This is a genomic window from Acidovorax sp. LjRoot194 (genome assembly GCF_964253015.1).
In the GTDB taxonomy this organism is placed as follows: domain Bacteria; phylum Pseudomonadota; class Gammaproteobacteria; order Burkholderiales; family Burkholderiaceae_C; genus Acidovorax.
This window is the reverse complement of record NZ_CAXUQB020000001.1, coordinates 3,495,920-3,509,701: the sequence shown is the minus strand read 5'-3', so window position 1 is coordinate 3,509,701 and position 13,782 is coordinate 3,495,920. Positions and strand designations below refer to the sequence as shown.

At 66.2% G+C, this 13,782-nt stretch carries 12 protein-coding genes and 6 tRNA genes; 13 read left to right on the top strand and 5 right to left on the bottom strand.

Features of this window, described 5'->3' with window-relative positions; all coding sequences use genetic code 11:
• The first annotated feature begins 34 nt into the window (after positions 1–34).
• From ACSQ3N_RS15790 to ACSQ3N_RS15745, 10 genes are all read left to right on the top strand, one after another.
• On the top strand, positions 35–898 hold the full coding sequence (locus ACSQ3N_RS15790) for an SPOR domain-containing protein (protein WP_436146755.1): 864 nt from the start codon (positions 35–37) through the stop codon (positions 896–898).
• 64 nt (positions 899–962) lie between these two features.
• The gene (locus ACSQ3N_RS15785) at positions 963–1,451 is read left to right on the top strand and encodes a CvpA family protein (protein ID WP_056172235.1); all 489 of its coding nucleotides are present in this window, start codon (positions 963–965) and stop codon (positions 1,449–1,451) included.
• Between the two features lie 84 nt (positions 1,452–1,535).
• Positions 1,536–3,041 (top strand): amidophosphoribosyltransferase, encoded by a 1,506-nt coding sequence (gene purF / locus ACSQ3N_RS15780; protein ID WP_436146754.1) that lies wholly within the window; start codon positions 1,536–1,538, stop codon positions 3,039–3,041.
• 306 nt (positions 3,042–3,347) lie between these two features.
• Complete coding sequence (gene gltX, locus ACSQ3N_RS15775) at positions 3,348–4,778, top strand: glutamate--tRNA ligase (protein ID WP_436146753.1); 1,431 nt, start codon at positions 3,348–3,350, stop codon at positions 4,776–4,778.
• 65 nt (positions 4,779–4,843) lie between these two features.
• A tRNA-Ala gene (locus ACSQ3N_RS15770) sits at positions 4,844–4,919 on the top strand.
• Between the two features lie 30 nt (positions 4,920–4,949).
• Positions 4,950–5,025, top strand: a tRNA-Glu gene (locus tag ACSQ3N_RS15765).
• Between the two features lie 60 nt (positions 5,026–5,085).
• Positions 5,086–5,162: transfer RNA gene (locus tag ACSQ3N_RS15760), tRNA-Asp, on the top strand.
• Between the two features lie 64 nt (positions 5,163–5,226).
• Positions 5,227–5,302 (top strand) — tRNA-Ala (locus ACSQ3N_RS15755).
• A 30-nt stretch (positions 5,303–5,332) separates the two neighbouring features.
• Positions 5,333–5,408 (top strand) — tRNA-Glu (locus ACSQ3N_RS15750).
• Positions 5,409–5,459: 51 nt separating this feature from the next.
• Positions 5,460–5,536, top strand: a tRNA-Asp gene (locus ACSQ3N_RS15745).
• A 327-nt stretch (positions 5,537–5,863) separates the two neighbouring features.
• Here ACSQ3N_RS15745 and ACSQ3N_RS15740 read toward each other — a convergent pair.
• Complete coding sequence (locus ACSQ3N_RS15740; RefSeq protein ID WP_436127852.1) at positions 5,864–6,760, bottom strand: LysR family transcriptional regulator; 897 nt, start codon at positions 6,758–6,760, stop codon at positions 5,864–5,866.
• A 105-nt stretch (positions 6,761–6,865) separates the two neighbouring features.
• Between ACSQ3N_RS15740 and ACSQ3N_RS15735 the strand changes: the two genes are divergently transcribed.
• Positions 6,866–7,504, top strand: a complete 639-nt coding sequence (locus ACSQ3N_RS15735) for an N-acetyltransferase family protein (protein ID WP_436146752.1) — start codon at positions 6,866–6,868, stop codon at positions 7,502–7,504.
• Positions 7,504–8,763, top strand: coding sequence for an MFS transporter (locus ACSQ3N_RS15730; protein ID WP_436146751.1), 1,260 nt, complete (start codon positions 7,504–7,506; stop codon positions 8,761–8,763). Before ACSQ3N_RS15735 ends, ACSQ3N_RS15730 begins: the two co-directional genes overlap by 1 nt.
• A 220-nt stretch (positions 8,764–8,983) precedes the next feature.
• Here ACSQ3N_RS15730 and ACSQ3N_RS15725 read toward each other — a convergent pair whose 3' ends face one another.
• Positions 8,984–9,742 carry a 3-hydroxyacyl-CoA dehydrogenase gene (locus ACSQ3N_RS15725; protein ID WP_436146750.1) on the bottom strand — a complete coding sequence of 253 codons (759 nt, stop codon included), beginning with the start codon at positions 9,740–9,742 and terminating at the stop codon, positions 8,984–8,986.
• Between the two features lie 167 nt (positions 9,743–9,909).
• The gene (locus ACSQ3N_RS15720) at positions 9,910–10,962 is read right to left on the bottom strand and encodes an extracellular solute-binding protein (RefSeq protein ID WP_056419255.1); all 1,053 of its coding nucleotides are present in this window, start codon (positions 10,960–10,962) and stop codon (positions 9,910–9,912) included.
• A gap of 729 nt (positions 10,963–11,691) precedes the next feature.
• Between ACSQ3N_RS15720 and ACSQ3N_RS15715 the strand changes: the two genes are divergently transcribed.
• Positions 11,692–11,925, top strand: coding sequence for a hypothetical protein (locus tag ACSQ3N_RS15715; RefSeq protein WP_056171785.1), 234 nt, complete (start codon positions 11,692–11,694; stop codon positions 11,923–11,925).
• A gap of 9 nt (positions 11,926–11,934) precedes the next feature.
• On the opposite strand, the gene ACSQ3N_RS15710 is transcribed toward ACSQ3N_RS15715, so the two are convergent.
• Positions 11,935–12,627, bottom strand: coding sequence for a hypothetical protein (locus ACSQ3N_RS15710; RefSeq protein WP_056171783.1), 693 nt, complete (start codon positions 12,625–12,627; stop codon positions 11,935–11,937).
• Positions 12,627–13,733 carry a hypothetical protein gene (locus ACSQ3N_RS15705; protein WP_056171781.1) on the bottom strand — a complete coding sequence of 369 codons (1,107 nt, stop codon included), beginning with the start codon at positions 13,731–13,733 and terminating at the stop codon, positions 12,627–12,629. Before ACSQ3N_RS15705 ends, ACSQ3N_RS15710 begins: the two co-directional genes overlap by 1 nt.
• Positions 13,734–13,782 lie beyond the last annotated feature (49 nt).

Here is a 13,782-nt window from a genome sequence, read left to right as displayed (position 1 = left end):
GGGCGCATCCGAGGTCCGAACGAGTCGTTACTCCATGGCATTTTTCAAGTTTCGCTGGCCCGGTCAGAGTGAGCAGGCGCCGGCCGAAAAGCCCGCCAAGCGTCCGCGTGCCCCTCAGGCCGACAGCATCGAAGTGATGCGCCGGCGTGCCCGCCACCGCCTGATCGGTGCGGCCGTGCTGGTGCTGGTGGGCGTCATCGGCTTTCCCATGCTGTTCGACACGCAGCCGCGGCCGATTCCGGTCGACATTCCCATCGAAATTCCCGACCGCAACAAGGTCGCACCGCTGGTGGTGCCCGGCCCGGTGGCACAGGCGCCTGCGGCCCCTGCTGCAGCCAGGCCCGCGACACCGTCGGCTGCGGAAACTGCTGCGCCTGCCCAGCGCCCGACACCCGCATCCGCTCCCTCCCGCAGCGCCTCGCCCGGCAATGGACTGACGGACGGCGAAGAACTGGTGCAAGGATCATCGCGCCCGGCGGCCTCCAAGCCTGCAGTGGCCGCTGCCACGCCCGCCAAGCCTGAAGCGAAGCCAGAACCCAAGCCCGAACCCAAACCTGCGCCAGAGCACAAGCCGGCCACCAGGCCCGATGACGCGGCCCGCGCCCGTGCGCTGCTCGAAGGCCGTCAGGCCGAGCCCGCTGCGGCGGCCGCAGCGGTCAAGACCGACGAGAGCCGGTTCATCGTGCAGGTGGGTGCTTTTGCCGACGCCGAAAAGGCCCGCGAGGCGCGCACCAAGGTCGAGCGATCTGGCATGAAAACCTATACCCAGGTAGTGGACACCAAGGACGGCAAGCGCACGCGGGTTCGCGTCGGACCGTTTTCGGACCGTGCCGAGGCCGACAAGGCGGCGGCCCGCATCAAGGCGCTGGACTTGTCTGCGTCGGTGCTGGCGCTGTGAGTCGCGCTCAGGTTGATCTGGCCGACGGCTAACTGATTCATTGACTGATTGATTGAGCGTGTCCGTGGCAGCCCTGGACTGGATCTTTGTGGCGGTGCTGCTGGCGTCGATGCTGATCGGCGCGTGGCGGGGCCTGGTGTTCGAGGTGCTGTCGCTGCTCGGATGGGTGGTGTCGTTTTTTGTGGCGCAGTGGTTTGCCGACGATATGGCGGCGTTGCTCCCCATGGGCGAGTCGGCGGGGTCGCTGCGGTATGCCGCCGGATTCGCGGTGGTTTTCATCGGGTCGGTATTTGTGTGCGGTTTTCTGACCTGGCTGGCCAAGAAGCTGGTCGAGGCCATCGGGCTCAGACCGGCAGACCGCACGCTGGGCGCAGTGTTCGGGGTGCTCAGGGGCTTGGTGCTGCTGTTGGCTGTGGCCGTGGTGGCGGGCCTCACGCCCATGCATGAGGCGCCCTGGTGGCAGGAATCCTGGGGCGCGCCGGTATTGGCCGAGTTGCTCAAGGGGTTGAAACCTGCGTTACCGGAAGAATTTGGAAGGCATCTGCCTTCCTGAGGTGGATATCGACGTGGCGGCGGCCAGAAGCTGCCGTTGTGTCATTACCGCGGGGCTGTTCCCGCAAACGGATGGAAAAAACTTATGTGTGGAATCGTCGGCGTCGTCAGCACAACGCCCGTCAACCAGCTGATCTATGACGCGCTGCTGCTCCTGCAGCACCGCGGCCAGGACGCAGCAGGCATCGTGACCCAGCAGGGACGCAAGTTCTTCATGCACAAGGCCAAGGGCATGGTCCGCGACGTGTTCCGCACGCGCAACATGCGGGCCCTGCCCGGCAGCGTGGGCCTGGGCCAGGTGCGCTACCCCACCGCCGGCAATGCCTACAGCGAGGAAGAGGCCCAGCCCTTCTACGTGAACGCGCCGTTCGGCCTGGTGCTGGTGCACAACGGCAACCTGACCAACGCCCAGACGCTGCGCACGGAACTGTTCCAGACCGACCACCGCCACACCAACACCGACAGCGACTCGGAAGTGCTGCTCAACGTGTTCGCGCACGAACTGGAGCGCGCCACTGCAGGCGTACCGCTGCGGCCCGAAAACGTGTTCGACGCCGTGCGCGCCGTGCACAAGCGCATCAAGGGCTCGTACGCAGTGATCGCGATGATCGCCGGCCATGGCCTGTTGGCCTTCCGCGACCCGCACGGCATCCGCCCGCTGGCGATTGGCCGCAGCGCGGACGGCAACGTCATGGTGGGCAGCGAATCGGTGGCCCTGGAAGGCACCTCGCACGTGTTCGAGCGCAACGTCGAACCCGGCGAGGCCGTGTTCATCACGCTCGACGGCACGGTGCACGCGGCCCAGTGTGCCGAGAACCCGCAGCTCAACCCCTGCATCTTCGAGTTCGTCTACCTGGCACGTCCCGATTCGGTGCTGGACGGCATCTCGGTCTACCAGGCGCGCCTGAACCTGGGCGAAGCGCTGGCCAAGCGCGTGGTCTCCACCGTGCCGCCCAGCGAGATCGACGTAATCATCCCCATCCCCGAGTCGAGCCGCCCCAGCGCCACGCAGCTGGCGCACCTGCTGGGCGTGCCGTACCGCGAGGGCTTCGTGAAGAACCGCTACGTGGGCCGCACCTTCATCATGCCGGGACAGGGCGTGCGCAAGAAGTCCGTGCGCCAGAAGCTCAACGTGATCGCCAGCGAGTTCAAGGGCCGCAACGTGCTGCTGGTGGACGACTCCATTGTGCGCGGCACCACCAGCCGCGAGATCGTGCAGATGGCGCGCGACGCCGGTGCCCGCAACGTCTACCTGGCCAGCGCCGCGCCACCGGTGCGCTACCCCAACGTGTACGGCATCGACATGCCCACCAGCAGCGAGCTGGTGGCCCATGGCCGCACGGTGGAAGAAATCCGCCAGGCCATCGGCTGCGACGCCCTGATCTATCAGGACGTGGACGGCATGAAGCGCGCCATAGGCTCGCTCAACAAGTCCATCGTCGGCTTTGACGCATCGTGCTTTGACGGCACCTACGTCACGGGCGACATCACCGCCGAAGACATCGCACGCCTGAACGAAGGCCGCGTAGGGGTGGAAGAAAACGAGGAAGACACCTCCCGCCTGGCGCTTCCCAACGCCCAGGATGCGTGAAGCGGATTTGCCTTCAACCGGCTAACGTCGCTCCGGAGCCTTGCCGTGCTACAGCACTGTCTGCGGCTCCCCGCCTAGTTATCCGGCTGAATCCAAATCCGCAGGATAGTTTTTGGTGCGGCGCTTTGTGCACCGCGCGCTTTGCTCACTGAACATCCGCCCATGGGCGCGCCGATCGGTCGGGGCGCCCGTGCCGTTTCAGGCCTGCGGAAATCCACCCGCGGCACGGCATTTATCATTTGGCATTGACCGCCGCCTGCGCACCCACGGCATTTGCCAGGGCAGGGCGGCCCACCCAGCAAGACTATGACCGACCAGAACAACACCTCCACCCCCACGACCGGCCGCGTGCGCACCCGGTTCGCACCGTCGCCCACCGGCTTCATCCACCTGGGCAACATCCGCTCGGCGCTGTACCCCTGGGCGTTTGCGCGTGCCATGGGCGGCGACTTCATCCTGCGCATCGAAGACACCGACGTGGAGCGCTCGAGCCAGGTGGCGGTGGACGTGATCCTGGAGAGCATGGAGTGGCTGAACATGCAGCCCGACGAGGGCCCGTTCTACCAAATGCAGCGCATGGACCGCTACCGCGCCGTGCTCGAAGACCTCAAGGCCACGGGCCTGGTCTACCCCTGCTACATGAGCATTGCCGAGCTTGATGCCCTGCGCGAGAAGCAGATGGCCGCCAAGGAAAAGCCCCGCTACGACGGCACCTGGCGCCCCGAGCCCGGCAAGACGCTTCCCGTCATCCCCGAAGGCGTGCAGCCCGTGCTGCGCTTCAAGAACCCGCAGGGCGGCGTGGTCGCCTGGGACGACAAGGTCAAGGGCCGCATCGAGATCAGCAACGACGAACTGGACGACCTGGTGATCGCACGCCCCGATGGCACGCCGACGTACAACTTCTGCGTGGTGGTGGACGACATCGACATGGACATCACCCATGTGATCCGCGGCGACGACCATGTGAACAACACGCCGCGCCAGATCAACATCTTCCGCGCACTCGGCAAAGAGCCACCGGTGTACGCCCACCTGCCAACCGTGCTGAACGAGCAGGGCGAGAAGATGAGCAAGCGCAACGGCGCCAAGCCCGCCACACAGTACCGTGACGAAGGCTACCTGCCCGACGCCATGGTCAACTATTTGGCGCGCCTGGGCTGGAGCCATGGTGACGACGAGATTTTCAGCCGCGAGCAGTTTCTGGCCTGGTTCAACCTGGACCACCTGGGCCGCAGCGCTGCCCAGTTTGATGAAGCCAAGCTGCGCTGGGTGAACGCGCAGCACATCAAGGCCCTGGCCGACGATGCGCTGGCCGCCCTGGTGGCGCCGCAGTTGCAAAAGCGTGGCGTTTCTGCCGAGGCACTGGCCGACGGCCGGCTGGTGCGCATCTGCGCACTGTTCAAGGACCGCTGCGACACCACGGTCGCTCTGACTGACTGGGCGCAGGTGTTTTACGGCGATGTGACCCCGGTGGACGCCGAGCGGGCCCAGCATGTGACTGAAGCCATCGCACCCGCCTTGGACGCACTGGCGGACGCACTGTCGGCCTGCGAATGGGACAAGGCATCCATCAGCGCAACGTTCAAGCAGGTGCTGACGAGCCAGGGCCTGAAGATGCCGCAACTGGCCATGCCCGCGCGCGTGCTGACGGTGGGCACGGCCCACACGCCATCGGTCGATGCAGTGCTGGAATTGGTCGGACGTGAAAAAGTTGTAGCGCGTTTGCGAAACCGCTAAAAATCTGTCTATAATTCAAGGCTCAGATGATGACAACAAACACAGTGTGTTGAGAGTCATTCAGTGGGGGTATAGCTCAGCTGGGAGAGCGCTTGCATGGCATGCAAGAGGTCATCGGTTCGATCCCGTTTACCTCCACCAAAATTTGAGTTCGGTTAGTTCCAAGGTTTTGACCCTATCGTCTAGAGGCCTAGGACATCACCCTTTCACGGTGAGTACCGGGGTTCGAATCCCCGTAGGGTCGCCAAGTTGTAGCGCTTGGCTTGTGTGATGTGAAGACATCGTTGCAAGCGAAAGCTGCCTGCCAGGAGTGGTAGTTCAGTTGGTTAGAATACCGGCCTGTCACGCCGGGGGTCGCGGGTTCGAGTCCCGTCCACTCCGCCAGTCAAAAGCCCTTGCAGGTCTTTGATGTGCAAGGGTTTTTCTTTGGATTCGTCCAGAGATCCGTGGGGGTATAGCTCAGCTGGGAGAGCGCTTGCATGGCATGCAAGAGGTCATCGGTTCGATCCCGTTTACCTCCACCACAATTTGAGTTCGGTTAGTTCCAAGGTTTTGACCCTATCGTCTAGAGGCCTAGGACATCACCCTTTCACGGTGAGTACCGGGGTTCGAATCCCCGTAGGGTCGCCAAGTTGTAGCGCTTGGCTTGTGTTGAAGAATGCAAGCGAAAGCTGCCTGCCAGGAGTGGTAGTTCAGTTGGTTAGAATACCGGCCTGTCACGCCGGGGGTCGCGGGTTCGAGTCCCGTCCACTCCGCCAGATTTTCGCCACGCAGCAGATTTTGTTGTGGGGTGATCAAAAATAAACGGACTGCAGTTTTCATGACTGCAGTCCGTTTTTCTTTGCCTGCCTGTTTTTCTACCGTATGCGCAGTGGTAAAACCTCGGCACCGATAAATGGCAGACCGTAAAGGCGGACCGCGTAACATGGCGGTGGCGATTTTCTGCCGCTGGGTAATCCCGTTGTTGGATGTGGCCGCGTTCGGCCTTGGGTTTTCCGGTGCGGGTCCAGGGGGGTGTGCTTGCCGTGGCGCTTCTGCATGCGCTCCAAGCCAATGGCACGCGACCCACACCTGCCATCACCTCCTCATTCCACCGCACGCAGCGCTGCCACCGTCTCGCGCAACCCCCAGTGCAGCTTTTTGTCCCGGCGCATCACCACGGCCAGCGTGCGGCGCAGGGGTGGCGACAAGGGCCGCACTTCCAGCGTGCCGCCATGTCCGCCATGTCCACGGTGCGCGCCTTGCACCGCCATGCCCGGCAGCACGGCGCAGCCCAGCCCTGCAGCGACCAGCTCCTTGATCGCCTCCACGCTGCCCAGCGACATGGCAGGCTGCAGCGCCACGCCGGCCCGCGCAAACCAGGCGTCCGCGAGGCGCCGGGTCTGGCCGCCGGGCTCATAGAGCAGTACCGGGTGGCGCGCCAGTTCCCTCGCGGTGACGCGTGCGGGCAGCCCCGTGCCCTGGGGCGCAATGGCGACGAAGGGGTCCTTGAGCACGGGTATCACCTCCAGCATCCGCCCGCTGGCGGGCAGCGTGACCAGGCCCAGGTCCAGCAGGTTGCCCTCCACCGCCTGCACGATGTCTGCGGTGTTGCCCGTGCTCACCGTGATGTCGAGGCCCGGAAACCGCTTCCGCAGTGACCGCAGCACCGGGGGCAGCAGAAAGATGCAGGCCGTGGCGCCCGTGCCCAGGCGCACGCGGCCGGTGCTGCCGTCGGCATGGCGCGACACGGCGTCGATCGCCTCGCTCACGGCGGCATCGATGCGCCCCACATGCGTCAGCAACTCGGCGCCCGCTGCCGTGGGCCGCAGTACCCGGCCGACCCGTTCGATCAGCACGGTGCCCAGGCGCTTTTCCAACTGGCGCACCTGCAGGCTGACGGCCGGCTGGGTCAGGTCCAGGCGCTGCGCCGCGGCAGAAAAGCTGCCCAGTTCGATGGCGGTGGCAAAGCCGTGCAATTGGTCGAGGTTGATGCGTTCCATGCCAAAGAATTTCTCATACTTTGCATAAATTGAGAAAGCTTCTTTTATGGCAAGGATCTGGCCACACTGACAGCCATGCACACCTTGACGCCCACCCCATCTTCCTTGTCTTCTCTCTCCGCAGGCACCCCGGCCGGGCTTTCGGCGCCCGGCGCTGCGGGCGGAGCGCCCTCCAAGGCATGCGCCGTGCGCCCCGCACACGACGGCGACCTGCCGGCCATCCAGGCGCTGTACGCACACCATGTGCTGCATGGGCTGGCCTCGTTCGAAGAGGTGCCCCCCGGTGTCGACGACCTGCGCGCGCGCCACGCGGTGGTGCTGGCTGCAGGGCTCCCCTATCTCGTGGCAGAGCTGGAGGGCCAGGTGGTCGGGTTTGCCTACGCCACGCCGTACCGCGCCCGTTCGGCGTACCGGCACACGGTGGAAGATTCCGTGTACGTCGCGCCGGGCCTTGCGGGGCGTGGCCTCGGCGCGGCGCTGCTGGGCGCGGTCATCCGGCAGTGCGAGGCCGGGCCGTGGCGCCAGATGCTCGCCGTGGTCGGGCAGGGCGACGAAAACGCTGGCTCCCTGGCGCTGCATGCGCGCATGGGTTTTGAACGCATCGGTGCACTGCGTTCGGTGGGCTTCAAGAAAGGCCGGTGGCTGGACACCGTGCTGATGCAGCGCCCGCTGGGCGTCGGCGATGGCGCGCTGCCGGCCCGCGCACCGGGTGGTGCAGCACCCGGAACGCGCGGGGTGGCGTAGTGCCAGGCCTTGCCGGCGGCGCGGCCACCGCGGCGCGCGCTCCGCACCTGAGCGGTCGCGTGGTCTTGTGCCTGGGAGTTTCGCAGTTCATCTGCTGGGGCATTTCGTACTACCTGATCGGCGCACTGGGCGAGGCCATGGTGCAGGACCTGGGCTGGGCGCGCACCACCGTGCATGGCGGCTTCGCCGTGGCATTGCTGGTGATGGGGTGCGTCTCTGCCGCCGCCGGGCGCTGGGTGGACCGGTGGGGTGGGCGCCGGGTGATGGTGTGGGGATCGCTGGGGCTGGCCGCTGGCTGCCTGGGCCTTGCCGCCGCCCATGGGGTGGTGCTGTATTACGCCGCGTGGGCGGTGATGGGACTGGCGATGCGCCTGACGCTGTACGACGCAGCCTTTGCGGCGCTGGCCCATTGGGCGGGGCCGCACGCGCGCCGTCCCATGGCGCAGATCACGCTGCTGGGCGGCCTGGCGGCGACGGCTTTCTGGCCGCTGGGGCATGCCATGGCGGACGGGGCCGGCTGGCGCGTGGCCTTGCTGGTGTATGCAGGGCTGGCACTGCTGACGGTGCCGCTGCACCTGGCGCTGCCGGGCCCGGCGGCCGCATTCAGCGACGGCGACCCAGCTGCCGCAGCGGCCTTGCCCGCGCACCCCGAACCCTTGGCCCGAGAAGGGGCCGAGCGCGCGCTCGCGGCCGGGCTCTTTGCCGCGATGACGACGCTCGTGAATTTTCTGAATGCAGGCATGTCGGCGCACCTGGTGGGGCTGCTGGCAGGCCTGGGCCTGGCGCTGCCATTGGCGGTGGGCGTCGCATCGCTGCGCGGCGTGGGCCAGTCGGCGGCACGGGTGGCCGAGGTGCTGTTCGGCGCCAGGCTGCATCCGCTCGCACTGGGGGCATTGGCCTGCGCGCTGCTGCCGCTGGCCTTCCTTGCAGGCGCAGCCTCGGGGCAGGTGTTGGCTGCGGCCTGGGTGTTCGTGCTGCTGTACGGTGCGTGCAATGGCCTGCTCACCATTGCGCGCGGCACGCTGCCGCTGGTGCTGTTCGACCACCGCACCTACGGCGCGTTCGTCGGGCGTCTGGTCGCACCCGGCTTTGTGCTGTCGGCCTGTGCGCCGGTGGTCTATGCGGCGGTCATGGATGGGTATGGTGCGGCGGCAGCGCTATGGATGTCGGTTGCGGTGGCGGCACTGGTGTGTGCGGCATCGATGGCGCTGCTGCTGCGCTTGGGGGCTCGGGCAAGAAGCGCGGTAGCCGACTCTTGACACTGGCGCGACCAAAGCCAGTGCTCCCGCGCGAGGGCCGCCAAGCCGCGCAGGCGGCGCTTTGCTTACGTGCTCAGGGAGCGCCCCCTCTCCACTCGCGCAGCGAGACGAGAGGGGGCCGAGGGCCGCGGCTCCAAGCCTGCTGCGCGGCGTTGGATGTGCCCGAAGAGCCAGCGCTTCTGGCGGGGGCACCGAGGCGCGAAGCGACTCAAGGGGTGAATTACTTCGGCGCCAGGCGGATCGCGCCGTCCAGGCGGATCACCTCGCCGTTGAGCATGTCGTTCTCAAAAATGTGCTGCACGAGCTTGGCGTAGTCCTGCGGTGTGCCCAGTCGGCTGGGGAATGGCACGCCAGCGGCCAGTGCGTCCTGCACCTCTTGCGGCATGCCGAACAGCATGGGCGTGCCGAAGATGCCGGGGGCGATGGCCATGTTGCGGATGCCGTTGCGGGCCAGGTCGCGGGCGATGGGCAGGGTCATGCCCACCACGCCGCCCTTGGAGGCTGCATACGCCGCCTGGCCGATCTGGCCGTCGTAGGCGGCCACGCTGGCGGTGGAGATCAGGGCGCCGCGCTCGCCGGTGGCCTCGGGCTCGTTCTTGCTCATGGCTTCGGCGGCCAGGCGGATCATGTTGAAGCTGCCGATCAGGTTGACCGTGACGGTCTTGCTGAACACGGCCAGCGCGTGCGCGCCGTTCTTGCCCACGGTCTTCTCGGCCGGTGCGATGCCGGCGCAGTTGACCAGGCCCATCAGCTTGCCCAGGGACACGGCCTTGGCCACCACGGCCTGGCCGTCGGCCTCGTTGCTCACGTCGCACTTCACGAAGGCGCCACCGATGTCGCGGGCCACGGCTTCGCCCTTGTCGGCCTGCATGTCGGCGATGACCACCGTGCCGCCCTGCGCGGCCAGCATGCGCGCCGTGCCTTCGCCCAGGCCCGATGCGCCGCCGGTGACGATGAATACCTTGCCCTTGATCTCCATGAGGTGTCTCCTGTAAGTGACGTTAACGTAAACGTCAATTATGGCCGATGTGCCGCTGTGCCTTGCAGCTTTGCCGGCGCAAAAAAAGCAGCCCGGCGTTACCGGGCTGCTGGGGGCTGCCGCGCGCAGCCAGGGCGGCTGCGGGCAGGGGCTGCTTATGTTTCGACTTACTGGAAGCCCACGCGGTCCAGCATCTGCTGCACCTTGGTCACGTTGGCGCCGACGGCGCTGATCGGGATGGTTTCGCTCTTGAAAGGCTTGTTGTTGGTCATGGCCTTGAGTGCGGGGTTGTCCAGCGCCACGCCCTTGGCGGCGGGCCATTCGTTGTTGCCGTTGGCAAAGTAGTTCTGCGCTTCGGGGCTGGCCAGGTATTCCAGGAACTTGACGGCGTTGGCCTGGTTCTTGGAGTGCTTGGCCACGGCGCCGCCGGCGATGTTCAGGTGGGTGCCCCAGGACTCCTGGTTGGGGAACACCACGCCCACCTTGTTGACCACGGCCACGTCTTCGGGCTTGTTGGAGCGCATCATGCGCGCCAGGTAGTAGCTGTTGGTGACGGCGATATCGCATTCGCCCGAGGCCACGGCCTTGATCTGGTCGGTGTCGCCGCCCTTGGGAGGACGGGCCAGGTTGGCCACCATGCCCTTGAGCCAGGCCTCGGCCTTTTGCTCGCCCAGGTGCTCGGTCACGGCGCCGAAGAGGCTCAGGTTGTACGGGTGCGAGCCGGAGCGGATGCACAGCTTGCCCTTGTTCTTGGGGTCGCCCAGCTCTTCGTAGGTGTCGACGTCGGCCTTTTCGACCTTGATCTTGTTGTAGACGATGACGCGGGCCCGGGTGGACAGGCCGTACCAGGCGATGCTGCCGTCCGCGGTGGGCGTGCTGCGCAGGTTGGCAGGGATGGCGTCGTTCAGCACCTGGGACTTGACGGGCTGGAACAGGCCGTCCACCTCGCCCTTGTACAGGCGGGCGGCATCGACCAGCAGGATCACGTCGGCGGGGGACGCCGCGCCTTCGGCCTTCAGGCGGGCCAGGATGCCTGCGTCGTCCGCATCCACGCGGTTGATCTTGATGCCGGTAGCCTTGGTGAAGCCGGTGTACAGCGCTTCGTCGGTGGAGTAGTGGCGGGCCGAGTAGAGGTTCACGACCTGCTCCTGGGCAGAAACGGCGCCAGCGGCGGCGGCCAGTGCGCAGGTGCAGAGCAGGGCTTTCACGGTCTTCGACATGGATGCGTCTTTCGGGGTTTGTAACACCCGGATGATAAAACCAAACGCGAATTATTCTTAATAAACGTCTGGGTTTCTATGGGTATGCGGGGGCAGTGCTGTGAAGCGCGCCGCGAAAACTTGGACCGCATGCGTGCGATAAATCCTCGCGGTTCGCGTTACACCCACTGAAATGAAATTGCAACAAGTTAACTGACGACGCGGTGTACCCCACCTCGCCCTCTCAGGTTCGCGCTTGTTCGGCCCTGGCTTTGGCTGCACCATGGGCCTCCAGTTCAACATGGAGGCTCTATGCCAATAGTCCTGCCCTCTGGTCCCCTGCGTTTCAAGTTCTGGGGCTTGCTGAGAGAAGATCACCGCACTCGCGATTGCGCGACCGAAGTACTTGCTGCGATATTCATCCTCGGTGACCCTTTCTCAGAGCAGTCAAATTGGAGACTTGCCCACTGGGGGCCCTTCATGAGGCTGCGTCCCGATCTACGTGCAGCGCTGCTCGGCGCAGAAGAAAAGGCGCAGAAGCTCTATCAGTTGCCCTCTTTCAGGTTGGGGGGGGCGGTGTATGCATAGCATGCGCGTGAGGGGCGCGTTCGTGTGGAGGGGGTGGAGGTCAAAAAAGTCTGATTGGCACGCTTCTGTTTACAGACATCTAAACAGCCATCAGCAAAACTCCTGACTCGCAATTAGCGGAGGTCTTCCCTAGAGTCCGACCGACTTTTAGGAGCCCCCGCAATGACCATCGCCCCCCAATCCAAAGCCTCTCTGGTTCGCGAGCACATGGCCGCTGGCCGCTGGGCTGACGCCGTCCGCTTGGCTGCATCTTTCCCCCGCCTGGACAAGCACCGCGATGCGATCCTGGACGCCCGCACGGCCTACACGAACCCTCGGTGGATGGCTCAGCTTGGCGTGGACCCCGAAGCGGCCAAAGAGGCCGGTCATGCGGCCCTGCGTGAGCGCTTTGCCTGATCGCCCCTCTCACGCCCCCACATTCCAAAACAACGCGCCAGGCCCCGCCTCGGCGCGTATGTACTCCCAGGCCTTGGCGTCGTAGCCCGCCGCGCTTGGGAAAGGCGGCAGCACCTGTGCCGCTCGGCCAAAGGGCAGCGGATGCAATATCCGCCTCGCTCGGCCGGTATCGCACCCCTCCCTACCCACCACCACCGCCACAAATCGGGCGGTCGGCCACGCGAGCTGCAGCGCCCGTGTGAGGACTCCCGAGCCCGCCACGCTCCATACCTCGGCGGGCTGCAGGCCCGTGGCCGCCGCAGCCTTGGCGATAGCGCGCAGGCTTGCAGCGTCCTCCGCGCCAAAGGGGACCAGGTAGGCGCCGCGCTCGGCCGCGTATGTCCGAGCGCGGGCCTGAACCACCGACAGATAGCCACAGGGCACCGGCACCACGGCCGCTCCAGCGTCGGCCGCCGCCACGGTCAACGGGTGTGGCACCTTGCGGGCGGCCGTGAACACGGTGGCCCGGCGCCCGAGCAGGCGTGCGCAGTGCGCCAGGGCTACCTGGGCGTAGCCTTGGGCCGGGCTCGCATACACGAACTCGGCCGCCGCCTGTGTCTGCATCAGCGGCAAGATGGCGCGCATCTTGGTGCCGCCTGGCAGCAAGTCGTCTCGGACCACCAGGACGCCCGCATGCTGCTCAACCACGGGCGCCGGGAGCATCAGCGCACCGCTCCGCAGGCCGCCGTCGCGCGCTGGGGGTCGCCCTTCACGAAAACCAGGACATGCTGGTGCGTCTTGCCCAGCTTGCGCGATATCTCGAAGCCTTTCCCCACCCGGATCGGCAGCGAGCCCGCCTGGGTGACCAGAATGGCTTCGTTGTAGAGCCGCGCACCTGCATCGCGGAAGGCGGCAATCGTGTCGCTCACGAATCCACGGTACAGGCCCTGGGTGTCCCGGATGTCACCGACCACAAAGCAGGCGAAACGGTCCTGGCGCAGCATGGCCACGGCCTCCTTGATGATCTGGCGGTAGGTGCGCAGGAAGCGTGGATAGCGCATTGTGGACAGGTCTGCCTTGTCGTCGCTGTATCGCTCCAGGTTGCCATAGGGCGGGCAGGAAAACAGGAGGTCGGCTTGCACATCAGGCAGAGTCCGGCGCACCGCCAGCGCATCGCCCTGCACCCAGCGCGGTGCAGGCAGGCCGGGTTGGCCGAGCTGGGCCCATTGGGCGTCATTGGCCTCGATCTGCTCGGCGCGGAGGTCTACGCCCGCATAGGCGCGGCCTGTTGCCGCCGCGACGATGCCGCGCACCGACCCGCCAGCGAAAGGATCTAGCACCAGGTGGCCGGGCGCTGAGAACCAGCGGTAGACCAGCTCGCACAGCACCGGGTCGAACACGCTGGTGCCTTGCTGCTTGATCTTGTCGGGGTGGGCCTGGGCGAACTCGGCCCAGGTGGCTTTGCGGCCGAGGGTGAGCACCTTCCACCCGCCCTGCGCGTCCTGGAACAACTGGGCACCTACCACCAGGCGCTCGCCGATCACGTCGCGCACGATGGCGGGCTCGGCCAGCGTGGCGCCGAAGCGCTCGAGGAACGCGCCGACGTAGTCCTGGGGCGCCATGCCAGCGGGCAGCACCACCGAAGCGGGCAGCGGCCGGGGCGGCGGCAGCGGGTCGGATGGGCGGCGGTTGGGCAGGCCCACGCTGCCCGAACTGCTCGGGCCGCCCCCGATGGGATCGGGGCGCTCGGGCGGGATGGCGCTGCGCAGCCGTGCATTGCCTGGCGCGTACTCGAAGCCGGGATCGATGCCCTCGGGCAGAGGCTGCAAGGCCCCCTGGGGTGACATCCAACGCGGCCTAGCTTCCCCTTGGTTTTGC

Bases quoted from the DNA above. Each gene is read 5' to 3' on its own strand.
- ACSQ3N_RS15790 (WP_436146755.1), top strand. From the start codon at position 35: ATGGCATTTTTCAAGTTTCGCTGGCCCGGTCAGAGTGAGCAGGCGCCG.
- purF (WP_436146754.1), top strand. From the start codon at position 1,536: ATGTGTGGAATCGTCGGCGTCGTCAGCACAACGCCCGTCAACCAGCTG.
- gltX (WP_436146753.1), top strand. From the start codon at position 3,348: ATGACCGACCAGAACAACACCTCCACCCCCACGACCGGCCGCGTGCGC.
- ACSQ3N_RS15740 (WP_436127852.1), bottom strand. From the start codon at position 6,760: ATGGAACGCATCAACCTCGACCAATTGCACGGCTTTGCCACCGCCATC.
- ACSQ3N_RS15725 (WP_436146750.1), bottom strand. From the start codon at position 9,742: ATGGAGATCAAGGGCAAGGTATTCATCGTCACCGGCGGCGCATCGGGC.
- ACSQ3N_RS15720 (WP_056419255.1), bottom strand. From the start codon at position 10,962: ATGTCGAAGACCGTGAAAGCCCTGCTCTGCACCTGCGCACTGGCCGCC.
- ACSQ3N_RS15715 (WP_056171785.1), top strand. From the start codon at position 11,692: ATGACCATCGCCCCCCAATCCAAAGCCTCTCTGGTTCGCGAGCACATG.
- ACSQ3N_RS15710 (WP_056171783.1), bottom strand. From the start codon at position 12,627: ATGCTCCCGGCGCCCGTGGTTGAGCAGCATGCGGGCGTCCTGGTGGTC.